This window comes from Nitrospira sp. Nam80 (assembly GCF_965152575.1).
The window spans coordinates 3,370,694-3,388,962 of sequence record NZ_OZ224216.1 but is presented as its reverse complement, the minus strand read 5'-3'; the positions used below and the strand labels follow the sequence as shown (position 1 = coordinate 3,388,962).

12 protein-coding genes, 4 tRNA genes and 1 pseudogene are annotated in these 18,269 nt (G+C 56.4%); 16 read left to right on the top strand and 1 reads right to left on the bottom strand.

All coding sequences use genetic code 11. The annotated features are described in order from the left end of the window. Positions 1–73: 73 nt before the first annotated feature. A complete protein-coding gene (locus tag ACWGXE_RS15950; RefSeq protein WP_447598941.1) occupies positions 74–916 on the bottom strand; it encodes a hypothetical protein in 843 nt (280 codons plus the stop codon). A 96-nt stretch (positions 917–1,012) separates the two neighbouring features. Here ACWGXE_RS15950 and ACWGXE_RS15945 point away from each other — a divergent pair, with 96 nt between their 5' ends. The 16 genes and pseudogenes from ACWGXE_RS15945 (at position 1,013) to rpoC (ending at position 18,211) form a co-directional block, all read left to right on the top strand. Continuing rightward, positions 1,013–3,079: an ATP-dependent helicase gene (locus ACWGXE_RS15945; protein ID WP_447598939.1), complete on the top strand. Its 2,067-nt coding sequence runs from the start codon at positions 1,013–1,015 to the stop codon at positions 3,077–3,079. Next, positions 3,079–4,059 (top strand): hypothetical protein, encoded by a 981-nt coding sequence (locus ACWGXE_RS15940; protein ID WP_447598937.1) that lies wholly within the window; start codon positions 3,079–3,081, stop codon positions 4,057–4,059. Before ACWGXE_RS15945 ends, ACWGXE_RS15940 begins: the two co-directional genes overlap by 1 nt. 240 nt (positions 4,060–4,299) lie before the next feature. Beyond that, positions 4,300–4,385: transfer RNA gene (locus ACWGXE_RS15935), tRNA-Tyr, on the top strand. A gap of 241 nt (positions 4,386–4,626) precedes the next feature. Continuing rightward, positions 4,627–4,701: transfer RNA gene (locus ACWGXE_RS15930), tRNA-Gly, on the top strand. A gap of 175 nt (positions 4,702–4,876) precedes the next feature. Further along, positions 4,877–4,952 (top strand) — tRNA-Thr (locus ACWGXE_RS15925). Positions 4,953–5,230: 278 nt separating this feature from the next. Next, entirely contained in the window at positions 5,231–6,436 is a 1,206-nt protein-coding gene (gene tuf / locus ACWGXE_RS15920) for an elongation factor Tu (RefSeq protein ID WP_447598915.1), read from the top strand. 98 nt (positions 6,437–6,534) lie between these two features. Continuing rightward, the gene (rpmG, locus tag ACWGXE_RS15915) at positions 6,535–6,684 is read left to right on the top strand and encodes a 50S ribosomal protein L33 (RefSeq protein WP_447598935.1); all 150 of its coding nucleotides are present in this window, start codon (positions 6,535–6,537) and stop codon (positions 6,682–6,684) included. 86 nt (positions 6,685–6,770) lie between these two features. Next, positions 6,771–6,847, top strand: a tRNA-Trp gene (locus ACWGXE_RS15910). Positions 6,848–6,855: 8 nt separating this feature from the next. Then, complete coding sequence (gene secE, locus ACWGXE_RS15905; RefSeq protein WP_447598933.1) at positions 6,856–7,188, top strand: preprotein translocase subunit SecE; 333 nt, start codon at positions 6,856–6,858, stop codon at positions 7,186–7,188. Between the two features lie 33 nt (positions 7,189–7,221). Then, a complete protein-coding gene (gene nusG, locus ACWGXE_RS15900) occupies positions 7,222–7,761 on the top strand; it encodes a transcription termination/antitermination protein NusG (protein WP_447598931.1) in 540 nt (179 codons plus the stop codon). Between the two features lie 95 nt (positions 7,762–7,856). After that, positions 7,857–8,279 carry a 50S ribosomal protein L11 gene (gene rplK / locus ACWGXE_RS15895; RefSeq protein WP_447598929.1) on the top strand — a complete coding sequence of 141 codons (423 nt, stop codon included), beginning with the start codon at positions 7,857–7,859 and terminating at the stop codon, positions 8,277–8,279. 40 nt (positions 8,280–8,319) lie between these two features. Further along, positions 8,320–9,012 (top strand): 50S ribosomal protein L1, encoded by a 693-nt coding sequence (gene rplA / locus ACWGXE_RS15890; protein WP_447598927.1) that lies wholly within the window; start codon positions 8,320–8,322, stop codon positions 9,010–9,012. Positions 9,013–9,037: 25 nt separating this feature from the next. Beyond that, positions 9,038–9,496 (top strand): annotated as a pseudogene (rplJ, locus tag ACWGXE_RS15885) (50S ribosomal protein L10); the annotation flags it as partial. A 96-nt stretch (positions 9,497–9,592) separates the two neighbouring features. Continuing rightward, entirely contained in the window at positions 9,593–9,925 is a 333-nt protein-coding gene (gene rplL, locus ACWGXE_RS15880; protein ID WP_447603761.1) for a 50S ribosomal protein L7/L12, read from the top strand. Between the two features lie 83 nt (positions 9,926–10,008). Continuing rightward, positions 10,009–13,971 (top strand): DNA-directed RNA polymerase subunit beta, encoded by a 3,963-nt coding sequence (rpoB, locus tag ACWGXE_RS15875; protein WP_447598925.1) that lies wholly within the window; start codon positions 10,009–10,011, stop codon positions 13,969–13,971. Positions 13,972–14,026: 55 nt separating this feature from the next. Further along, positions 14,027–18,211 carry a DNA-directed RNA polymerase subunit beta' gene (gene rpoC / locus ACWGXE_RS15870; protein ID WP_447598923.1) on the top strand — a complete coding sequence of 1,395 codons (4,185 nt, stop codon included), beginning with the start codon at positions 14,027–14,029 and terminating at the stop codon, positions 18,209–18,211. Positions 18,212–18,269 lie beyond the last annotated feature (58 nt).

Here is an 18,269-nt window from a genome sequence, read left to right as displayed (position 1 = left end):
ACTACACCTCCTCGGCACGTTGGTTGATTCCGGCGGAATGGATGCAGCCTAAATTCTAAGGCAAGCTCGAGCATCATGCATGGCCGGCCCGATGCCAGGTGGTCCACTCCTTGGAAAAGGCTACTGCAGCATAGCGCCCTCCGAGGATTTTCGCTACTCGGTTCATCAGTTTGGTCAATTGCTGGATTTCATCCTGCTTCAGGTCCTGACGGAAGCGGGGATGGAGACCCCACCGGGTTTCCACTTCCTCTCCGTGGACGCTCGACATGACGCTCACGAGTTTGATTTCGCTTCCGGTTGCGGCCGGATCCGGAGTTTGTCCTTGTCCGTCGGCGTTTGGGACTGCCGGTCTCTTATCGGAGGTCTCAGAGGCCGAAGGTCCTTCAAGAATCGCTTGGATGGCCGGAATGGCTGCACTCACGCAAAGCATCGCAGCAGACGTGAGCTGCGGATTGCCCGGGACGCCAGCCAATTCGGCAATTCGTTCTCCGAAATCACGGAACATCTCGTCCTTTGATGGACTGTCTTCGCTCACCAGGAATCGGTATTGTTCATAGATCTGCCGGCTTTCGACAACCGCCGTGCCGATGGTCAGCACGATTTCCGTTGGATCGGATCCGGCCTCGAGGGCAGGCCGTAAGACCTGTTTGAGCTGCGCGGTCACACGGTCTTCCAGGCTATCCATGAATTCCGGCTGGTCCTTTATCGGCACATGCAGGACCGACACGCGGTCGGCCAGGTTAAAGAGAATTTTCATGAATTCCAAGTAAATTGTCCATTCCTCTTTGCGTTTAAATCTCATCGCGCGCTCGGGCGCAGTTCGTTTGACCAAGCTTACCGACTCTCCTGCTACGGAAAGGATCAGCTCGGCCAAGCTTTGAAGCGGCTGAGCATAAATCTCTTCTGCGGTTGTCATACATTGCCTCTCGTTCCCGGCATTATATACGACTCGATTGCGCTCCTCCAAGGGTTCGCGGCTCCGTTCGGCTTTCATTGCGTGAAGAGCATTGGTATGGTATACAGCGCGGCCGTTTTTTCAGCGTACGGTCAAGATATGAATAGAGACGTCAAGCCCTACATTTTGAAGCAGTCGGTCCATGAGGCGCCGCGGCGGCTCTCCCTAGACTATGCGGCGGCGCTCAATGCTCAGCAGGCGGCCGCCGTTCAAGCAGGCGATGGCCCCGCGTTAGTGATCGCAGGAGCGGGCAGCGGAAAAACCAGAACGCTGATCTATCGGGTCGCCTATCTCATTGATTCCGGCATCGACTCTGGCCGGATCCTGTTGTTGACCTTTACGCGAAAGGCCGCGCAGGAAATGGTTGAGCGCGCAGGGCTGCTGATCGGCTCTCAAAGTGAGCGAGTCGCAGGGGGCACCTTTCATTCCACGGGGAATATTCTTCTGCGGAGATACGGCCGTTCGGCCGGAATTGATGCCGGGTTCACGATTCTGGATCGCGGTGATGCCGAAGATTTGATCGCATTGACCCGCTCCCAACTCGGTTTGAACGCTAAGGAGAAACGATTCCCGCGCAAAGGTACCATTGCGGAAATCTATAGCAAATGTGTCAATACCCTGCGCAGCCTGGAAGAGATTGTCTTGGAGGAGTTTCCACATTTCGCAGATCATTTGGAAGACCTGGACAAACTTCGGCGCGCCTATGAACAGGCTAAGCGACAGCGTCAACTGCTGGATTACGACGATCTTCTGGCAAGATTATGGGAATTGCTGACCCAGAATGAAGAGATCCGCCGCACTATCTCCAGCCAATATCGATACATTCTGGTCGATGAATATCAGGATACGAATCGGTTGCAGGCCGAATTGATCAGGCGGCTAGCAGCGACGCACGATAATGTCATGGTGGTGGGCGACGACTCGCAATCGATTTACGCGTTTCGCGGCGCCACCTTCCGGAACATCATGGAGTTTCCCGCGTTATTTCCCGGCGCCACCGTGTATAAACTGGAGGAGAATTATCGCAGCACTCAGCCAATTTTAAATCTCGCGAATGAAATCATTGCGGCCGCCTCGGAAAAATACACCAAACAGCTCTTTACAAGAAAACTTGACGGCCCGCTGCCTTCGTTGGTGGAAGCGGCCGGAGAAAACGCGCAATCGAGGTTCGTCGCGCAAAAAATCCTTGAACTTCGAGAGGAAGGCGTGCCGCTCGGCGAAATTGCGGTTCTGTTTCGGTCGAGTTTTCATTCCTTCGATCTTGAAATTGAGTTGTCTCGGCGAGGGCTGCCTTTTGTGAAGCGCGGAGGGATCAAATTCATCGAGGCCGCGCACGTCAAGGATCTGCTCGCCTATCTGCGGGTGGTTCATAATCCGCAGGATGCCGTCAGCTGGCACCGTGTTCTAATGTTAGTTGAAGGAGTAGGTCCGAAGAAAGCCCAGGATCTCCTCGCCGCATTGTTGAAGACCGACCGGCCGGGACAGATTCTCTGCGCCGCCGGCGGCCGGTCGGGTATGGGGCTCAAAATGTTAGGCGCGGCGCTGGACCGGCTCTCGCAGGATCGCGAGGGAAATCCCGCCGCTTTGGTTGATCTGGCGTATGAGTACTATTTGCCGATTCTCAAGGATCAGCATGACGACCATCCCCGGCGCATCCGCGACCTCGAACATCTCCATACGATGGCGGCGAACTATACCGACCTCGCTGAATTTCTCAGTGACCTGGCGCTGGAACCGCCGGACGGCAGCGTGGCCGATGTGGAAGGTTCCGATCGGGACGATGAGCAATTGATTCTCTCGACGATTCACTCGGCCAAAGGTCTGGAGTGGCGGTGCGTCTTTGTCATTTGGGCCCTCGACGGGAAATTCCCGTCTATGTATTCGTTCGGCACTGATGAGGGGCTGGAAGAAGAACGGCGGCTCTTCTATGTCGCCGTCACCCGGGCCAAACGGCATTTGTATGTCACGTATCCGATCAATGTGTTCGATAAGAGTTCCGGGATGCTGCTGGCGAAGCCGACCCGCTTTCTCGATCACATTCCTTCCCAGTATATGGAGGTATTAGCGTTGATCGAAGAGGGGCGGGGTTATGAATGGGGCGTCGATCACGATGGATATGGCTGATGCATTCTCGCATCGCAAGAAACCAAAACAGGGCGGATTCGCCAGGTGGAACAGCCGGCCTGCAGGCTGCATTAGTTCTTCGGGGGACGACTGGTTGGTTGATCTGGCCTCTTTTTGTGGTCGCGTGTTTTCTTGTGTCACCAGCCCAAAGTCAGGTGGTCGCGAATCCGGTGCTGCTGTGGCGGAATTTGCTGGCGGATGCCGCTGGGCTCAAGCTTCCCATTCAATTCCTAGAAGAAATCCCAGCAGGCTTTGTGCGCTTTGAATTCGATGATTTACGAGCGTTTGCCGCCGAGTACCATCCTGAAGATCACCGGATGATTCTGAATCGGGCGCTCTCGTTCAATCACGCAGGCGGCACGCTGCGTCCTCTCCAGCAATTGACGCATAAGGATCTCCAAACTCTGTACCATGAACTATTTCACGCCTTTATGGACTACCTCACCGTGGAATCCCGTCGATTGAACAGCGGTGGGGCTTCGTCCGATTCTCTCGTGGGATTTGCCCGCGATCAGCAACGGTGCCGGTACGAGCATGTGCTCATCACGCCGATTCCCCAAAGAAAAAATCAAACCGAGGAACGTTTTTTGAGCGAAGAAGAGTCGTGGGAGCTCCTCAATGAAACATGGGCGGTTTTTGTCGGATGGGCCATCTGGACCCAATTGGAAGTTACCCATTCTAAACAGAGACAGTCGATTGATTCACCCATCGGCACGCGCGATTGGATTGAGAGGCTCCGCAAGGCGGACAATCAGGCTGATTTACGTGGCTACTATGAGCCGCAAGATATTGCAGAAAAGGCGATCTCTCAGAAGCGCTTCATGGCCCCGGCCTTTCGTATCTCGCCTCCGGAAGTGCGAATGTTGATGGAAAGGGTGCTTGGAGGTACTCCGGACCGTATTGATCGCTCGGTCCGCCTGTTAGAGAAGGGGGCCGGCGAAATGCCGCTTCGCCTGTGCGCAACTTCGGATGCTCATTGAGGCGCCCGGGTTTCTTTCGCGATTTATCCCCTTGACATCGAGAAACTTCGCTAATAGAATCGGATGCTTTCGATTCCGGGCCAATCTTCATCATCTTCAGCAAGCCAGCCATCAATTACCTGCTGGGGTGCTGTGCATGGGGCGACCTTTTCATTCTCGAGGACGAGAATGGAGGCTGCTTGTGTTTCCGATTTGCCTGCAGGGTTGAAATTCCATTGTGGTCTGAAATGAAGGGCGGACGGGCAGGTACCCAAGTGGACAAAGGGGGCAGACTGTAAATCTGCTGCCTGATGGCTTCCAAGGTTCGAACCCTTGCCTGCCCACCAAGCCGAGCTTGTTCGACCTGGAGCACTCATTCGGTTCCCGGCGACCGGATAGATATCTTAAGTTCAGATGTCGGCTTATAAAATCTGTTCGACGCGGAGCCAATTGGATTGTTCTTGGCGACGGGATAAGTGCTTCCGGCGATTGACTTGATGGCGCCGCTTTGCTCGACCGCGAGCCGTCATCACTTTACCGTTTGATAAATAGAGATTGGGAGGGGTCAGAATCGGCAGAGAGGAATGGGCGGGCGTAGCTCAGTGGTAGAGTTCCAGCCTTCCAAGCTGGCTGTCGTGGGTTCAAATCCCATCGCCCGCTCCAAACCGAGGTTGCTTGACCTGGAGCGCTTATAATATGCGCGACGTGATAAGGGCTCAAATGGTTGGAGGAATCCAGCGGGAGTCAATATGGTGGCTCTGGCGACCGGGTGCACACCACAATTTTGTTGAGTTTCATCCGGGAGAATAGGTGATTCGCCAAATGAGCAATTTTTGAGGCCCACGTAGCTCAGTTGGTAGAGCACGTCCTTGGTAAGGACGAGGCCACGCGTTCGATCCGCGTCGTGGGCTCCATGCCATGCTTGACCCGACCGGGAGCGCCCTTATGGTTGTTCCTGGGTAGCTCCGTTGCAGGGTTTTATGGCTCGACCCGGCGTACTTTAATTTGCACGACGGGATGCAGCCTCCGGCGATCGGGATTCGGTTTTGGGGCAGTTTAACGACGGAGAAAGCGGGAGATGGTTCTAGGGGAACACGAAAAATGCCTGTGTCGCTGACACCACTTGCTTCGGCACGGGGCTCAAGTCTTATCCGTTCTGAGTAGAATGGTCGACCAATCGAAGGAGTGACGTATGGCGAAGGCGAAATTTGAGCGGCGGAAGCCCCATGTGAACATTGGGACGATTGGGCATGTGGACCATGGGAAGACGACGCTGACGAGCGCGTTGACGAAGATTTGCGCGGAGCGGGGGATGGCGAAGTTTGTGAGCTATGACGAAGTGGCGAAGGCCTCTGAGAGCCAGGGCCGCCGGGACGCGACGAAAATCATGACGATTGCAATCAGCCACGTGGAGTATGAGACGGACCAGCGGCACTATGCGCACGTGGACTGCCCGGGGCACGCGGACTATGTGAAGAACATGATCACCGGGGCGGCGCAGATGGACGGGGCGATTCTGGTGGTGAGTGCGGCGGACGGGCCGATGCCGCAGACGCGGGAGCATATTTTGTTGGCGCGCCAGGTGGGGGTGCCCTATATCGTGGTGTTTTTGAACAAGGCGGATAAGGTGGATGACAAGGAGCTCTTGGATTTGGTGGAGTTGGAAGTGCGGGAATTGCTCACCAAATATGAGTTTCCGGGCGACAAGATCCCGATCATCCAGGGGTCGGCGCTCAAGGCGATGGAAGGGGATCAGGGGCCGTTGGGGGTCCCGTCGATCTTGAAGTTGTTGGAGGCGATCGACAGTTACATTCCGACGCCGGCGCGGGCGATCGACAAGCCGTTTATCATGCCGATCGAGGATGTCTTTACGATCAGCGGCCGGGGGACGGTGGTAACGGGACGCTGCGAGCGGGGTGTTGTGAAAGTGGGCGATGAGATCGAGATCGTGGGGTTGAAGCCGACGCAGAGCACGGTGGTGACGGGGGTGGAGATGTTCCGCAAGGTGCTCGATGAGGGGCAGGCGGGGGACAACATCGGGGTGCTGTTGCGGGGGACGAAGAAAGAGGACGTGGAGCGGGGGATGGTGCTGGCGAAGCCGAAGAGCATCACGCCGCATACGAAGTTCAAGGCGGAGATTTATGTGTTGACGAAGGAAGAGGGCGGGCGGCATACGCCATTTTTCAACGGGTATCGGCCGCAGTTCTATTTCCGGACGACGGACGTGACGGGGGTGGTGCAGTTGAATCCGGGGGTGGAGATGGTGATGCCGGGGGACAATGTGACGGTGACGGCGGAGTTGATCAGCCCGATCGCCATGGATCAGGGCTTGCGTTTCGCGGTGCGCGAGGGCGGCAAGACCGTCGGCTCCGGCGTCGTCACGGAAATCTTGGCGTAATTATGGGAGCGTGAGGGGTAAGGAGTGAGACATGAGGCGTGGCGGAAACAGTCACGCCATCGTTTCATGTCTTACGATCCACGTCTTGCGAATAGGAAATGCGTGACATCATTGATTTGGCCTGTACGGCTTGCAAGCAGCGGAACTACTCGACACGGAAAAATAAGAAAAATGATCCGGATCGACTGGAGCGGAATAAGTTCTGCCGATTTTGTCGCAAGCACACGCCACATAAAGAAGTAAAGTGACGTCAGGCGTGAAGCGTCAGGCGTGAAGCGTCAGGCGTGAGGAAATTTTCTCTCACGTTTCGCGCCTCACCCCTCACGAGCCGTGCAGGGGCATGGTGTTCAACGGCTAGCATGTCGGTCTCCAAAACCGAAGGTCCGGGTTCGATTCCTGGTGCCCCTGCCAAGCATAGCATGCTCGTGTCGCCGGCTTCGTGGCTGGGAGATCCAGGCCTTAAAGCCGAGCGTGCGGAGTGTGGGTTCTTAGGGGCGAACCGCCTGCGGCGTGGGGCGGCCGGAATCATCAGGGCTGGTTCAATTAGAGAGGGAGAAATGTTCCAGCAGTTTGTTGCGTCGGTGCGGGAATTTATTGACGGTGTCCGAAGCGAGCTTCGGAAGGTCTCTTTTCCCTCGAAAAGCGAAACGATTGGGGCGACCACCGTGGTCATTGTGTTTTGTGTGCTCATGTCCCTCTACCTATCCGTTGTGGACTCATTCCTTGGTTGGCTGATGCGAAAGGTAATCTAAGCATGAGGCCGGACATTCAGCGAAGAGGAGATAATGGGGAATAAGAACTGGTATGTCATTCATACCTATGCCGGCTTCGAAGGGCGGGTCAAAACGAGTCTTCTGGAGCGCGCCAATCAAATGGGGCTTGTTGAAAAGCTGGGTCAGGTCCTGGTGCCGACCGAGGATGTGATTGAAATCAAGGACGGAAAGCGTCGGACGTCTCGAAGAAAGTTCTTTCCCGGATATGTGCTTGTAGAACTCGAGACGCCTTTGGCCGATGAGACATTGCAGATGATTAAGGAGACGCCGAAAGTCACCGGGTTTGTCGGGGGCGGCGCGCTGCCGACTCCATTGTCATCCGACGAGGTGGACTCTTTGCTTAAGCAGGTGGATGCAGGCGCTGCCGGTCCGCGGGAGCAAATTCGCTTTATCAAGGGGGACAACGTGCGGATCGTGGACGGTCCGTTTCTCGGCTTTAACGGGGTGGTCGACGAAGTTGACGGTGACCATAGCCGTGTCAAAGTTTTCGTGAGCATTTTCGGGCGATCGACGCCGGTTGAATTAGGATTCTTGCAGGTTGAACGCATCTAAACAAGTTCTGGGTTTGGAGTTATGAGTTGTGCGTTGTCAGGATTGGAGCTCAGAACTCATAACTCGGCGCTCAGAATTCTACGCGAGGAGTAGTCATGGCCAAGGAAGTATCGGCGCAAATTAAACTCCAGATCCCTGCCGGGAAAGCGAATCCGGCGCCACCGGTTGGGCCGTCTTTGGGCCAGCACGGGGTCAATATTATGGAGTTTTGCAAACAATTTAATGCCAAGACCCAGAAGGAAGGGGACAGCATTATTCCCGTCGTCATTACGGTGTACAAGGATCGAAGTTTTACTTTCATTCTCAAGACGCCGCCGGCGTCGGATCTTCTCAAGAAAGCCGCCGGTATCATCAAGGGATCGGGAATTCCTCATAAAGACAAGGTCGGAAAGGTGTCGGAGGCCCAAATTCGAGAGATCGCTCAGAAAAAAATGTCGGATTTGAATGCCGCGGACTTGGAAGGCGCCATCAAGATCATAGCGGGAACCGCGCGAAGCATGGGGATTACCGTTCAATAGAATCATTCATCATGGTGCGCCGTAACCCTAAGGAGTCGGTATGGGAAAGAAAATGACAGCCGCGGCGGAGAAGATCGAGCCAAAGTTGTATCCGCTGCAGGAAGCCGTGGACGTGGTGAAGAAAGCGGCCTTTGCGAAGTTTGATGAATCCGTAGATCTGGCGATTCGGCTGGGTATTGATCCCAAGAGGTCGGATCAGATGGTCCGTGGCACGACGGCGCTGCCGCACGGCACCGGAAAGAAGCTTCGGGTATTGGTCTTTGCGAAGGGTGAGAAGGAGCAGGAGGCCCGGCAGGCCGGCGCGGATTTTGTCGGAGCCGACGATCTCATGGAAAAAATCAAGGGCGGCTGGATGGAGTTCGATTGCGCGATCTCCACGCCCGATTTGATGGCATCGGTCGGAAAATTGGGCAAGGTCCTGGGGCCGCGCGGTCTCATGCCGAATCCGAAGACCGGCACGGTTACATTCGAGGTCGGCAAGGCGGTCGGCGAAATACGCAAGGGGCGCGTGGAGTTCAAGGTTGAGAAAGCCGGGATTGTACAGGTGCCGGTCGGCAAAGTCTCCTTCGACGCCCAAAAACTCTATGACAATGCCCAGGCGGTGCTGGAATCCGTCATTAAGGCCAAACCGGCGTCATGCAAGGGGCGGTATTTAAAGAGTGCGACGATCTCGAGCACCATGGGGCCCGGCGTGAAATTGGATACGGTGGCCTTGTCGAAGATGTGGAGTTGACGCTTCTGTCAAGAAGGGAACGGGTATGAAAAAAGAAGACAAGGCGACGGCCGTCGCCGAGTTTGCCGAGAAATTCAGTCGGGCCAGGCTCGCGATTTTGATGGAATCGGCGGGGCTGCCCGTGAGTCACGTGACCGAGCTGCGAAAGCAGCTGCGCGCCGCGAACGCTGAGTATAAGGTCATGAAAAATACGCTGGCCGCGCGCGCGGTTGACGGCACGACGCTGGCGGGTATCAAGGCTCATTTCAAGGGGCCGCTCGGCGTGGTGATCGGGTATGACGACCCGGTGCTGCCGACCAAGGTGCTGCGCGACTTCATTGCGGTTGAGAAGCGCGAAGAAAAGGTCAAGATCACTGTCGGGGTATTGGAAGGCAAGGTTGTGCAGGCGGCTGAAATCGCCGCGGTGGCAAAATTGCCCAAAAAGGAAGTGCTCATTGCCATGCTCCTGTCGGCGATGCAGGGGCCGGCACGCGGGCTCGTGTATGTGTTAAGCGGGGTGCTTAGTAAGTTCGTCAGAATCATTGCGGCTATTCAGGACAAAAAGAAAGGGGAGGGCGACATGCCGGCAACAGAAGGAAAGATTTCGCAGGACGAGTTGATCAAGGCGATCGAGGGAATGAGCGTATTGGAATTGTCCGAGCTGGTGAAGGGGCTGGAGACACGATTCGGGGTGACCGCGGCGGCGCCTGCCGAGGAGAAGACGGCGTTTGACGTGGTGCTGGCCAGCGCGCCCGCCGACAAGAAGATCCAAGTCATCAAGGTGGTGCGTGAATTGACCAGCTTGGGCTTGAAAGAGGCGAAGGATCTTGTGGAAGGCGCGCCGAAGCCGGTCAAGACTGGTGTGACCAAGGAAGAAGCGGACGCCATGAAGAAGAAGTTGGAAGACGGCGGCGCCAAGGTAGAGATCAAGTAAGCGACAGTGGTTGTTGCGGCCGGCCTCTGCCGGTCTGTTGCGGTCGTGCCTTGCGTTAACCCATGAGCCTGGAGGGCTGGCGGATGTCGGAATCATTAATCGGTGAGTTGGTCGAACGGAAAGATTTTTCTCGTATTCGGACGAGTATCGAGATTCCGGATCTCATCGAAATTCAGAAACGTTCATACGAAGAGTTCCTCCAAATGGAAGGGGACCCGGAGCGGCGCAAGGATCAAGGCCTTCAAGCCGCCTTGGCCAGTGTGTTTCCCATTGCGGACTACAACAACACGGCGGCGCTCGAGTTCTCGAATTACTCCTTGGGTACGCCGAAATACGACGAGCGGGAATGCCTCGAGCAAGGCATGACGTTCGCCGTCCCGCTCAAGCTGCGAGTCAGACTGATTGTGTTCGACAAGGAAGACAAGGGCCCGAAAAAGAAAGTGCTCGATGTCCGCGAACAGGAAGTCTACGTGGGTGAGCTGCCGCTTATGACCGAGCGCGGCACGTTTATCATCAACGGGACCGAGCGGGTCGTGGTCAGCCAGTTACATCGGTCTCCCGGCGCCTCGTTTACGCACGATAAGGGCCGGACTCATGCGAGCGGAAAAGTGCTGTATTCGGCGCGAATCATTCCGTATCGCGGCTCCTGGCTCGACTTCGAATTCGACGCGCGGGACATTCTCTATGTTCGGATCGATCGCCGGAGAAAAATGCCGGCCACCATTCTGCTCAAGGCTTTCGGCTACTCCAGCGACGACTTGTTGCGGATGTATTACCCGGTCGAAGAGATCCATGTCTCGAAGGGCAAGTTGTTCAGGAAGCTTGATCCTGAAATCCACCACGGTTTGCGGAGTTCGGCGGAAGTCATGGAGAAAGGCGGGAAGGAAGCCATCGTCAAGGAAGGCGCCAAGCTGACCAGGGCGCTTATCGCTCGTCTGAAGGTGGCGGGAATTAAGGAAATTCCGGTCAACCCGCAGGAGTTGGTGGGCCGAGCCGTCCTGACCGAACTGCAGGATTCCGGCAAGAAGCAAATGCTTGCGGAGAGAAATCAACGGCTCACTGACGACATTCTTGAAAAGATTCTCGAGAGCGACATCGAGGAGTTCAAGGTTATTTATCTCGATGCCGGGACGGCGACGCCTGTCATTCTCGATACGCTGGAAATGGAACGGACGGGATCGAAGGAAGAGGCGATGGTAGAGATTTACCGGCGCTTGAGGCCCGGAGAGACGCCTTCGGTCGAAACGGCCAAGGCGCTGTTCGACAATCTCTTCCTCAGCGCCAAACGGTACGATCTGTCGCCGGTCGGACGTCTGAAGCTCAACAAAAAATTGGGGATTGACCATCCCCTCGAACAGAGGACCTTGACCGCTCAGGATATCGTCGAAGTGGTGCGCTATCTGGTGAATTTGAAGATCGGCAAAGGTGAGATCGACGATATCGACCATTTGGGAAATCGCCGAGTCCGGTCGGTAGGCGAGTTGCTGGAAAACCAGTTCCGTCTGGGATTGGTGCGGATGGAGCGCAGCATCAAAGAGCGGATGAATCTGCTGGATATGGAGACGGTGCTGCCTCACGACCTCATCAATGCCAAGCCGGTGGTGGCGGCCGTCAAGGAATTTTTCAGCAGCAGCCAATTGTCCCAATTCATGGACCAGACGAATCCCTTGGCGGAGATTACGCATAAGCGCCGGCTATCCGCGTTGGGGCCGGGCGGGTTGACCAGAGAAAGAGCCGGGTTCGAGGTTCGCGACGTCCATCCGTCTCATTATAGCCGTATCTGTCCCATTGAAACGCCGGAAGGTCCCAACATCGGGCTGATTACGTCGCTAGCGACTTATGCGCGTATCAACGAGTTCGGCTTTATTGAGGCGCCGTATCGCAAGGTCGTGAAAGGGCGTGTCACGGACGAGATCGAATACTTATCGGCCATCGAAGGAGACAAGTATCTCATCGCCCAGGCGAACTCGAAAGTCGACGGAGCCGGCAAGCTGGTGTCGGAAACCGTCTCGGCGCGGTACGGCGGGGATTTCATCACGGCGGCGCCGGACAAGGTCGAGTATATGGACGTGTCGCCCAAGCAGGTCGTGAGTGTCGCGACTGCCCTGGTCCCGTTCTTGGAGCACGACGATGCGAACCGTGCGCTGATGGGATCAAACATGCAACGGCAAGCCGTGCCGTTGATCAAATCGGAAGCGCCGCTCGTGGGAACGGGGATGGAGGCCGTCGTGGCTCGGGATTCCGGGTATGTCGTGCAGTCCAAGCGCGCCGGCGTGGTCGAGAGCGTCGATGCCACCCGTATCGTCGTGCGTGCGGATTCGAGCAAGGACACCCGCAAGCGAAACGATTCCGGTCTGGACGTCTACGATTTGATCAAATTCCAGCGCTCCAATCAGAACACCTGTATCACGCAAACGCCGGTCGTTCGAATCGGGGAGCCCGTGAAGAAGGGGCAGGTGCTCGCGGACGGCCCGGCCATTGATCACGGAGAATTGGCGTTGGGCAAGAACGTCCTCGTCGCGTTTATGCCGTGGGGCGGATACAACTTCGAGGACGCGATTCTGTTGAGCGAAAAGCTGGTTCGCGAAGACGCGTTTACGTCCATCCATATCGAAGAGTTCGAGGTGGAGGCGCGTGATACCAAGTTGGGGAAGGAAGAAATTACGCGGGATATTCCGAATGTCGGCGAAGAAGCGCTGCGTGATCTTGACGAGAGCGGCATCATCCGTATCGGCGCCGAAGTCAAACCCGGCGATATTTTGGTCGGGAAGGTGACGCCGAAGGGAGAGACTCAGCTCACGCCCGAAGAAAAGCTGTTGCGCGCCATTTTCGGAGAGAAGGCGGGCGATGTGAAGGATACCTCGCTTACAGTTCCGCCCGGCGTGGAAGGCATCGTGGTCGATGTGAAAATCTTCTCGCGCAAGGGAATGGACAAGGATGAGCGGTCCAAGAGCATCGAGAGCGAAGATCATATGAAGCTGCAGCGGGATCACCAGGAAGAGCTGCGGATCATCGAAGACGAGAAGACCAAGAAAGTGCGGAAGCTGCTTCTGGGCAAGGTAGTCGGCCGCGATCTCATGGACCCGGAAACGGGCGATGTGATCTTGAAGAAGAAGGGTAAGCTCACCGCCGAGATTCTCAAGCGGCTGCCAGACGACATGGTGCGGCACATCATCTTGAGCGATCCCGACGAACAGAAAGAGCTCGAAGATGTTGAGCGGCGGGCCAAAGAGCAAATCGAGATTCTTCAGACCCTATATGATGAAAAAGTCGGCCGTCTGAAACGGGGCGATGAACTGCCGCCCGGGGTCATCAAGCTGGTTAAGGTCTATATCGCCATGAAGCGGAAGATCCAGGTCGGCGATAAAATGGCCGGACGGCACGGAAATAAAGGTGTTGTGTCGCGTGTATTGCCCGAAGAGGATATGCCGTATTTGCCGGATGGAACACCGGTCGAAATCGTGCTGAATCCGCTCGGCGTGCCGTCCCGTATGAACGTGGGGCAGATTCTGGAGACCCATCTCGGATGGGCTGCCAGAGCTCTCGGCATCAAAGTGGCCAGTCCTGTCTTTGACGGAGCCTCGGAAAAAGAGATCAAAGAACTCTTAAAGAAGGCGAAGATCTCCGCCAGCGGACAGACGGATCTTGTAGACGGCCGAACCGGAGAATCGTTCGGAAGCCCGGTCACGGTGGGCTACATGTATGTGTTGAAGTTGCATCATCTGGTGGACGATAAGATTCATGCGCGCTCAATCGGTCCCTATTCGCTCGTAACTCAGCAGCCGCTGGGCGGCAAGGCTCAGTTCGGCGGGCAACGCCTGGGGGAAATGGAAGTCTGGGCTTTGCAAGCATACGGAGCCGCGTCCACGCTGCAGGAGTTTCTCACAGTGAAATCCGACGATGTGCCCGGGCGCTCGCGAATGTACGAGGCGATCGTGAAAGGGGAGCCCTACCTAGAACCGGGCTTGCCCGAATCGTTCAACGTGCTCGTGAAGGAATTGCAAAGTTTGGGTCTCGACGTCGAATTGGTCAAGTCGAAAGACTAACCGCAGGCTGGGATCGACCGGTATGATGATTCCAGCATCACGGGAGGAGTAAACCTTGGAAGGCGTATACACATTGTTCGAGAAGCCGCGTGATTCGGTGTCATTTGACTCGATGCGGATTCGAATCGCATCACCGGAAAAAATTCGTTCGTGGTCCTACGGCGAAGTCAAAAAGCCGGAAACGATCAACTACCGCTCGTTCAAGCCGGAGAAAGACGGCTTATTCTGCGCCAAAATCTTCGGTCCCATCAAGGACTGGGAGTGCAATTGCGGCAAGTATAAGCGCATGAAGCATCGCGGCATCGTGTGCGACAAGTGCGGCGTCGAAGTCATCCAATCGAAGGTCCGCCGCGAGCGGATGGGGCATATCGAGTTGGCTGCTCCGGTAGCGCATATCTGGTTTCTCAAAGGCGTGCCGAGCCGGATCGGAACCTTGCTCGACATGAGCCTGAAGCAGTTGGAAAAAATTCTGTATTTCGAAAGCTATGTCATGGTCGATCCCGGTTCGACCAATATGAGCGAGCAGGAGTTGGTGTCCGAAGAAAAACTCCGGTCCCTGCAATCGGAGTACGGCTCCGGTTCGTTCAAAGTCGGTATCGGGGCCGAGGCGATTCGAGAGTTGCTCCGGAAAAAGGACATCAACGTGCTCTGGGAAGAGCTGCACGTCAAGGCGAAAGCCTCCACCTCGGCCGCGCAGAAAAAGAAATATGCCAAGCGGCTCAAGGTCATCGAGGCGTTTCGCCGGTCCGGCAACAAGCCGGAATGGATGATCATGGATGTCATCCCCGTGCTGCCGCCGGAGCTTCGGCCGCTTGTACCGTTGGACGGCGGCCGATTCGCCACCTCGGACCTGAACGATCTCTATAGGCGGGTCATCAACCGGAACAACCGTCTCAAACGTTTGATCGAGCTCAAAGCCCCCGGCGTCATTATTCGCAACGAGATGAGGATGCTCCAGGAGGCGGTGGACGCGTTGTTCGACAACGGACGGCGAGGCCGCGCGATTCGTGGGCCCAACAAGCGTCCGCTCAAATCACTGAGCGATATGTTGAAAGGCAAGCAAGGCCGATTCCGGCAGAATCTTCTAGGCAAGCGCGTGGACTATTCGGGTCGAACCGTCATCGTGGTCGGTCCGGAATTGCGGCTGCACCAGTGCGGGCTGCCAAAGAAGATGGCGCTGGAATTGTTCAAACCCTTTATCTTTCACAAGCTGGAAGAGCGCGGCGCCGCGACGACGATCAAGAGCGCCAAGCGACTCGTGGAAAAGGAGCGTCCCGAAGTCTGGGACGTGCTCGACGAAGTCATTCGTGAGCATCCGGTGTTGTTGAATCGCGCGCCCACGCTGCACCGGCTCGGCATTCAGGCCTTTGATCCCGTGCTGGTTGAAGGGAAGGCCATCAGGCTGCATCCGCTGGTCTGCGCGGCGTTCAACGCGGATTTCGACGGCGACCAGATGGCGGTTCACGTGCCGCTGTCGGTGGAAGCGCAGATCGAGGCCCGGGTGCTCATGATGTCCATCAATAACATTCTCTCTCCCGCCAACGGGAAGCCGATTTCCGTCCCCTCTCAGGACATGGTGCTGGGATGCTATTGGCTGACCAAGGAGCGGGTGGGCGTCAAGGGCGAGGGAAAAGTGTTCGGGTCGCCGGAGGAAGTGCGGATCGCCTATGATGCCGGCGAAATCGCCGAACATGCGCGCATCAAGGTCCGCATCAACGGGTCTCTCTTGCAGACGACGACGGGACGGGTCTTGCTGGCGGAAATTCTGCCGCCCAGCATTCCGTTTGCCGACGCCAACAAGTTGATGACCAAAAAGGAAATGACGAAGTTGATCGACGCCGTGTATCGGCAAGCGGGCCACCGCGAAACGGTGACCTTCCTGGATAAGATCAAGAATCTCGGCTTCCAGTATGCGACCAGGGCCGGCATGTCGATCTGCATCGATAACATGCATATCCCCACGCGAAAGGAAGATCTGATCGGGAAGGCGCAGCGAGAAGTGAACGAAATCGAAAAGCAGTATGCCGAAGGCCTCATCACGAACGGCGAGCGCTACAACAAGGTCATCGACATCTGGGCCCATGTCACTGAACAAGTGGCGAATGAAATGATGAAAGAGTTGGGCGCCGGGGGCGATCCGGCGAAGCTGGAATCCTTCAACCCGATTTTCATGATGGCCGATAGCGGCGCACGAGGAAGCTCACAGCAGATTCGGCAGCTGGGCGGCATGCGCGGTCTCATGGCGAAGCCGTCGGGGGAGATTATCGAGACACCGATTACCGCGAACTTCCGCGAAGGCCTGACCGTGTTGCAGTATTTCATCTCGACGCACGGGGCGCGAAAAGGTCTGGCGGATACGGCATTAAAGACGGCGAACTCGGGTTATCTGACACGCCGGCTCGTGGACATTGCTCAGGATGTCATTGTGAGCGAAGAGGATTGCGGCACGACCGACGGCATCGTCGTGAGCGCGTTGGTCGAAGGCGGAGAAATTATTCAGCCGCTTGAAGAGCGCGTGTTGGGACGTCTGGCGGCCGAAGATATTCGCGATCCGGTCACCGGGGAAGTGATCGTGTCGTTCAATGAGGAGATTGACGAAGAGCAGGCGCGGGCGGTGGTTGAGGCCGGCGTCGATCGGGTGAAGATCCGCTCGGTCTTGACGTGCCAATCGCGTCGCGGTGTCTGCCGCCTGTGCTACGGTCGTGACCTGGCGCGCGGGCGGCTGGTGGAAAGGGGTGAACCTGTAGGCGTCATTGCGGCTCAATCGATCGGCGAGCCTGGCACTCAGCTGACGATGCGGACGTTCCACATCGGAGGAACGGCGAGCAAAGTGGTCGAGCAGACCGTCTTGGAAGCCAAGCACGCGGGACACATGAAATTCATGAGTTTCGACGCGAAGAAGAATGCCGACCTCCACAACGCCGGGATAGCCGTTCGCAACAAGGAAGGCGAATGGGTCGTCATGAACCGCAACGCCAAGATCGCCATCGTCGACGATACGGGGCGCGAGCGCGAAAAGTATCCCGTCGTATACGGAGGGAAAATCAAGGTGAAAGACGGCGACCGCGTGGAGGTGGGGCAGAAATTGGTCGAGTGGGATCCGTACTCCTTGACGATCTTGACGGAAGTTGGTGGAAAGGTCGCCTATGGCGATATTCTTGAGGGCGTCACGATGAAGGAAGAGTTCGATGAAGTCACCGGACTCTCGCGCAAGGTGGTCATTGAGCAGTCCGGCGCGACTCTCCGGCCGCGGGTCTCCATCAAGGATGAGAGCGGAAAGACGGCAAAAATTACAGGCAGCACTGCGACGGTTGCCCGGTATCTGTTGCCGGTCGGTGCGCACATCCTTGTCGAAAAGGGCGCGATGGTCCATCCCGGCGACGTGCTGGCGAAGATTCCTCGTGAAACGACCAAGACCAAAGACATCACCGGTGGTCTGCCTCGAGTGGCCGAGCTCTTTGAGGCTCGGAAGCCGAAAGAACAGGCCGTGATCAGCGAAATCGATGGAGAGGTGGCGTACGGGGGATTTGTCAAAGGCATGCGAAAAGTCATGGTCGATAACAAGATGGGTGATGTCAAGGAATATTTTATCCCTAAAGGTAAGCACGTGAACGTCCACGAGGGAGACTGGGTCCGCGCGGGAGAGCCCCTCATGGACGGCTCGGCCAATCCGCATGATATTCTCGATGTCCTCGGACCAAAGGAGTTGCAAAAATATCTCGTGGACGAGGTGCAGGACGTGTATCGCCTGCAGGGCGTGTCGATCAACGACAAGCACATCGAAATTATCGTTAGGCAAATGTTGAGAAAAGTGCGCATCGAAGATCCGGGCGACACCGAGTTCTTGCCCGGCAGCCAGGTCAGCAAGTGGGCCTTTGAAGAAGAGAACGGGCGGGTGCTCGCGAAGGACGGGAAGCCCGCACTCGGAAAGCCTGTTCTACTTGGGATCACCAAAGCCGCGTTGACGACGGACAGTTTCATTTCGGCCGCGTCGTTCCAGGAGACGACTCGAGTTCTGACCGAAGCGGCGATCAATGGGCGTGAAGACGATCTTCTGGGGCTCAAGGAGAACGTGATTGTGGGGCGGTTGATTCCGGCGGGGACGGGATTTGAAGAGTATCGAGATACGTTTGTTGTCAGTTCCAAGCCCGAAGCCGCCGTCGAGCACGCTTCTCAGCAACCGGTCGCGGTTGGGGAAGCTGGAGAGCAAACTTCTTCCGGCGACGAAGCAGGAAATTAGCGGCGTCTTGTCAATAGAGACTTGACAGGACACTGCGACATCTCTATAATCCGACGGC

Coding starts and splice junctions, on each gene's coding strand:
- secE (WP_447598933.1), top strand. CDS start 6,856: ATGCTCGTGTCGCCGGCTTCGTGGCTGGGAGATCCAGGCCTTAAAGCC.
- rpoB (WP_447598925.1), top strand. CDS start 10,009: ATGTCGGAATCATTAATCGGTGAGTTGGTCGAACGGAAAGATTTTTCT.
- nusG (WP_447598931.1), top strand. CDS start 7,222: ATGGGGAATAAGAACTGGTATGTCATTCATACCTATGCCGGCTTCGAA.
- ACWGXE_RS15945 (WP_447598939.1), top strand. CDS start 1,013: ATGGTATACAGCGCGGCCGTTTTTTCAGCGTACGGTCAAGATATGAAT.
- tuf (WP_447598915.1), top strand. CDS start 5,231: ATGGCGAAGGCGAAATTTGAGCGGCGGAAGCCCCATGTGAACATTGGG.
- rpmG (WP_447598935.1), top strand. CDS start 6,535: ATGCGTGACATCATTGATTTGGCCTGTACGGCTTGCAAGCAGCGGAAC.
- rplK (WP_447598929.1), top strand. CDS start 7,857: ATGGCCAAGGAAGTATCGGCGCAAATTAAACTCCAGATCCCTGCCGGG.
- rplA (WP_447598927.1), top strand. CDS start 8,320: ATGGGAAAGAAAATGACAGCCGCGGCGGAGAAGATCGAGCCAAAGTTG.
- ACWGXE_RS15950 (WP_447598941.1), bottom strand. CDS start 916: ATGACAACCGCAGAAGAGATTTATGCTCAGCCGCTTCAAAGCTTGGCC.
- ACWGXE_RS15940 (WP_447598937.1), top strand. CDS start 3,079: ATGCATTCTCGCATCGCAAGAAACCAAAACAGGGCGGATTCGCCAGGT.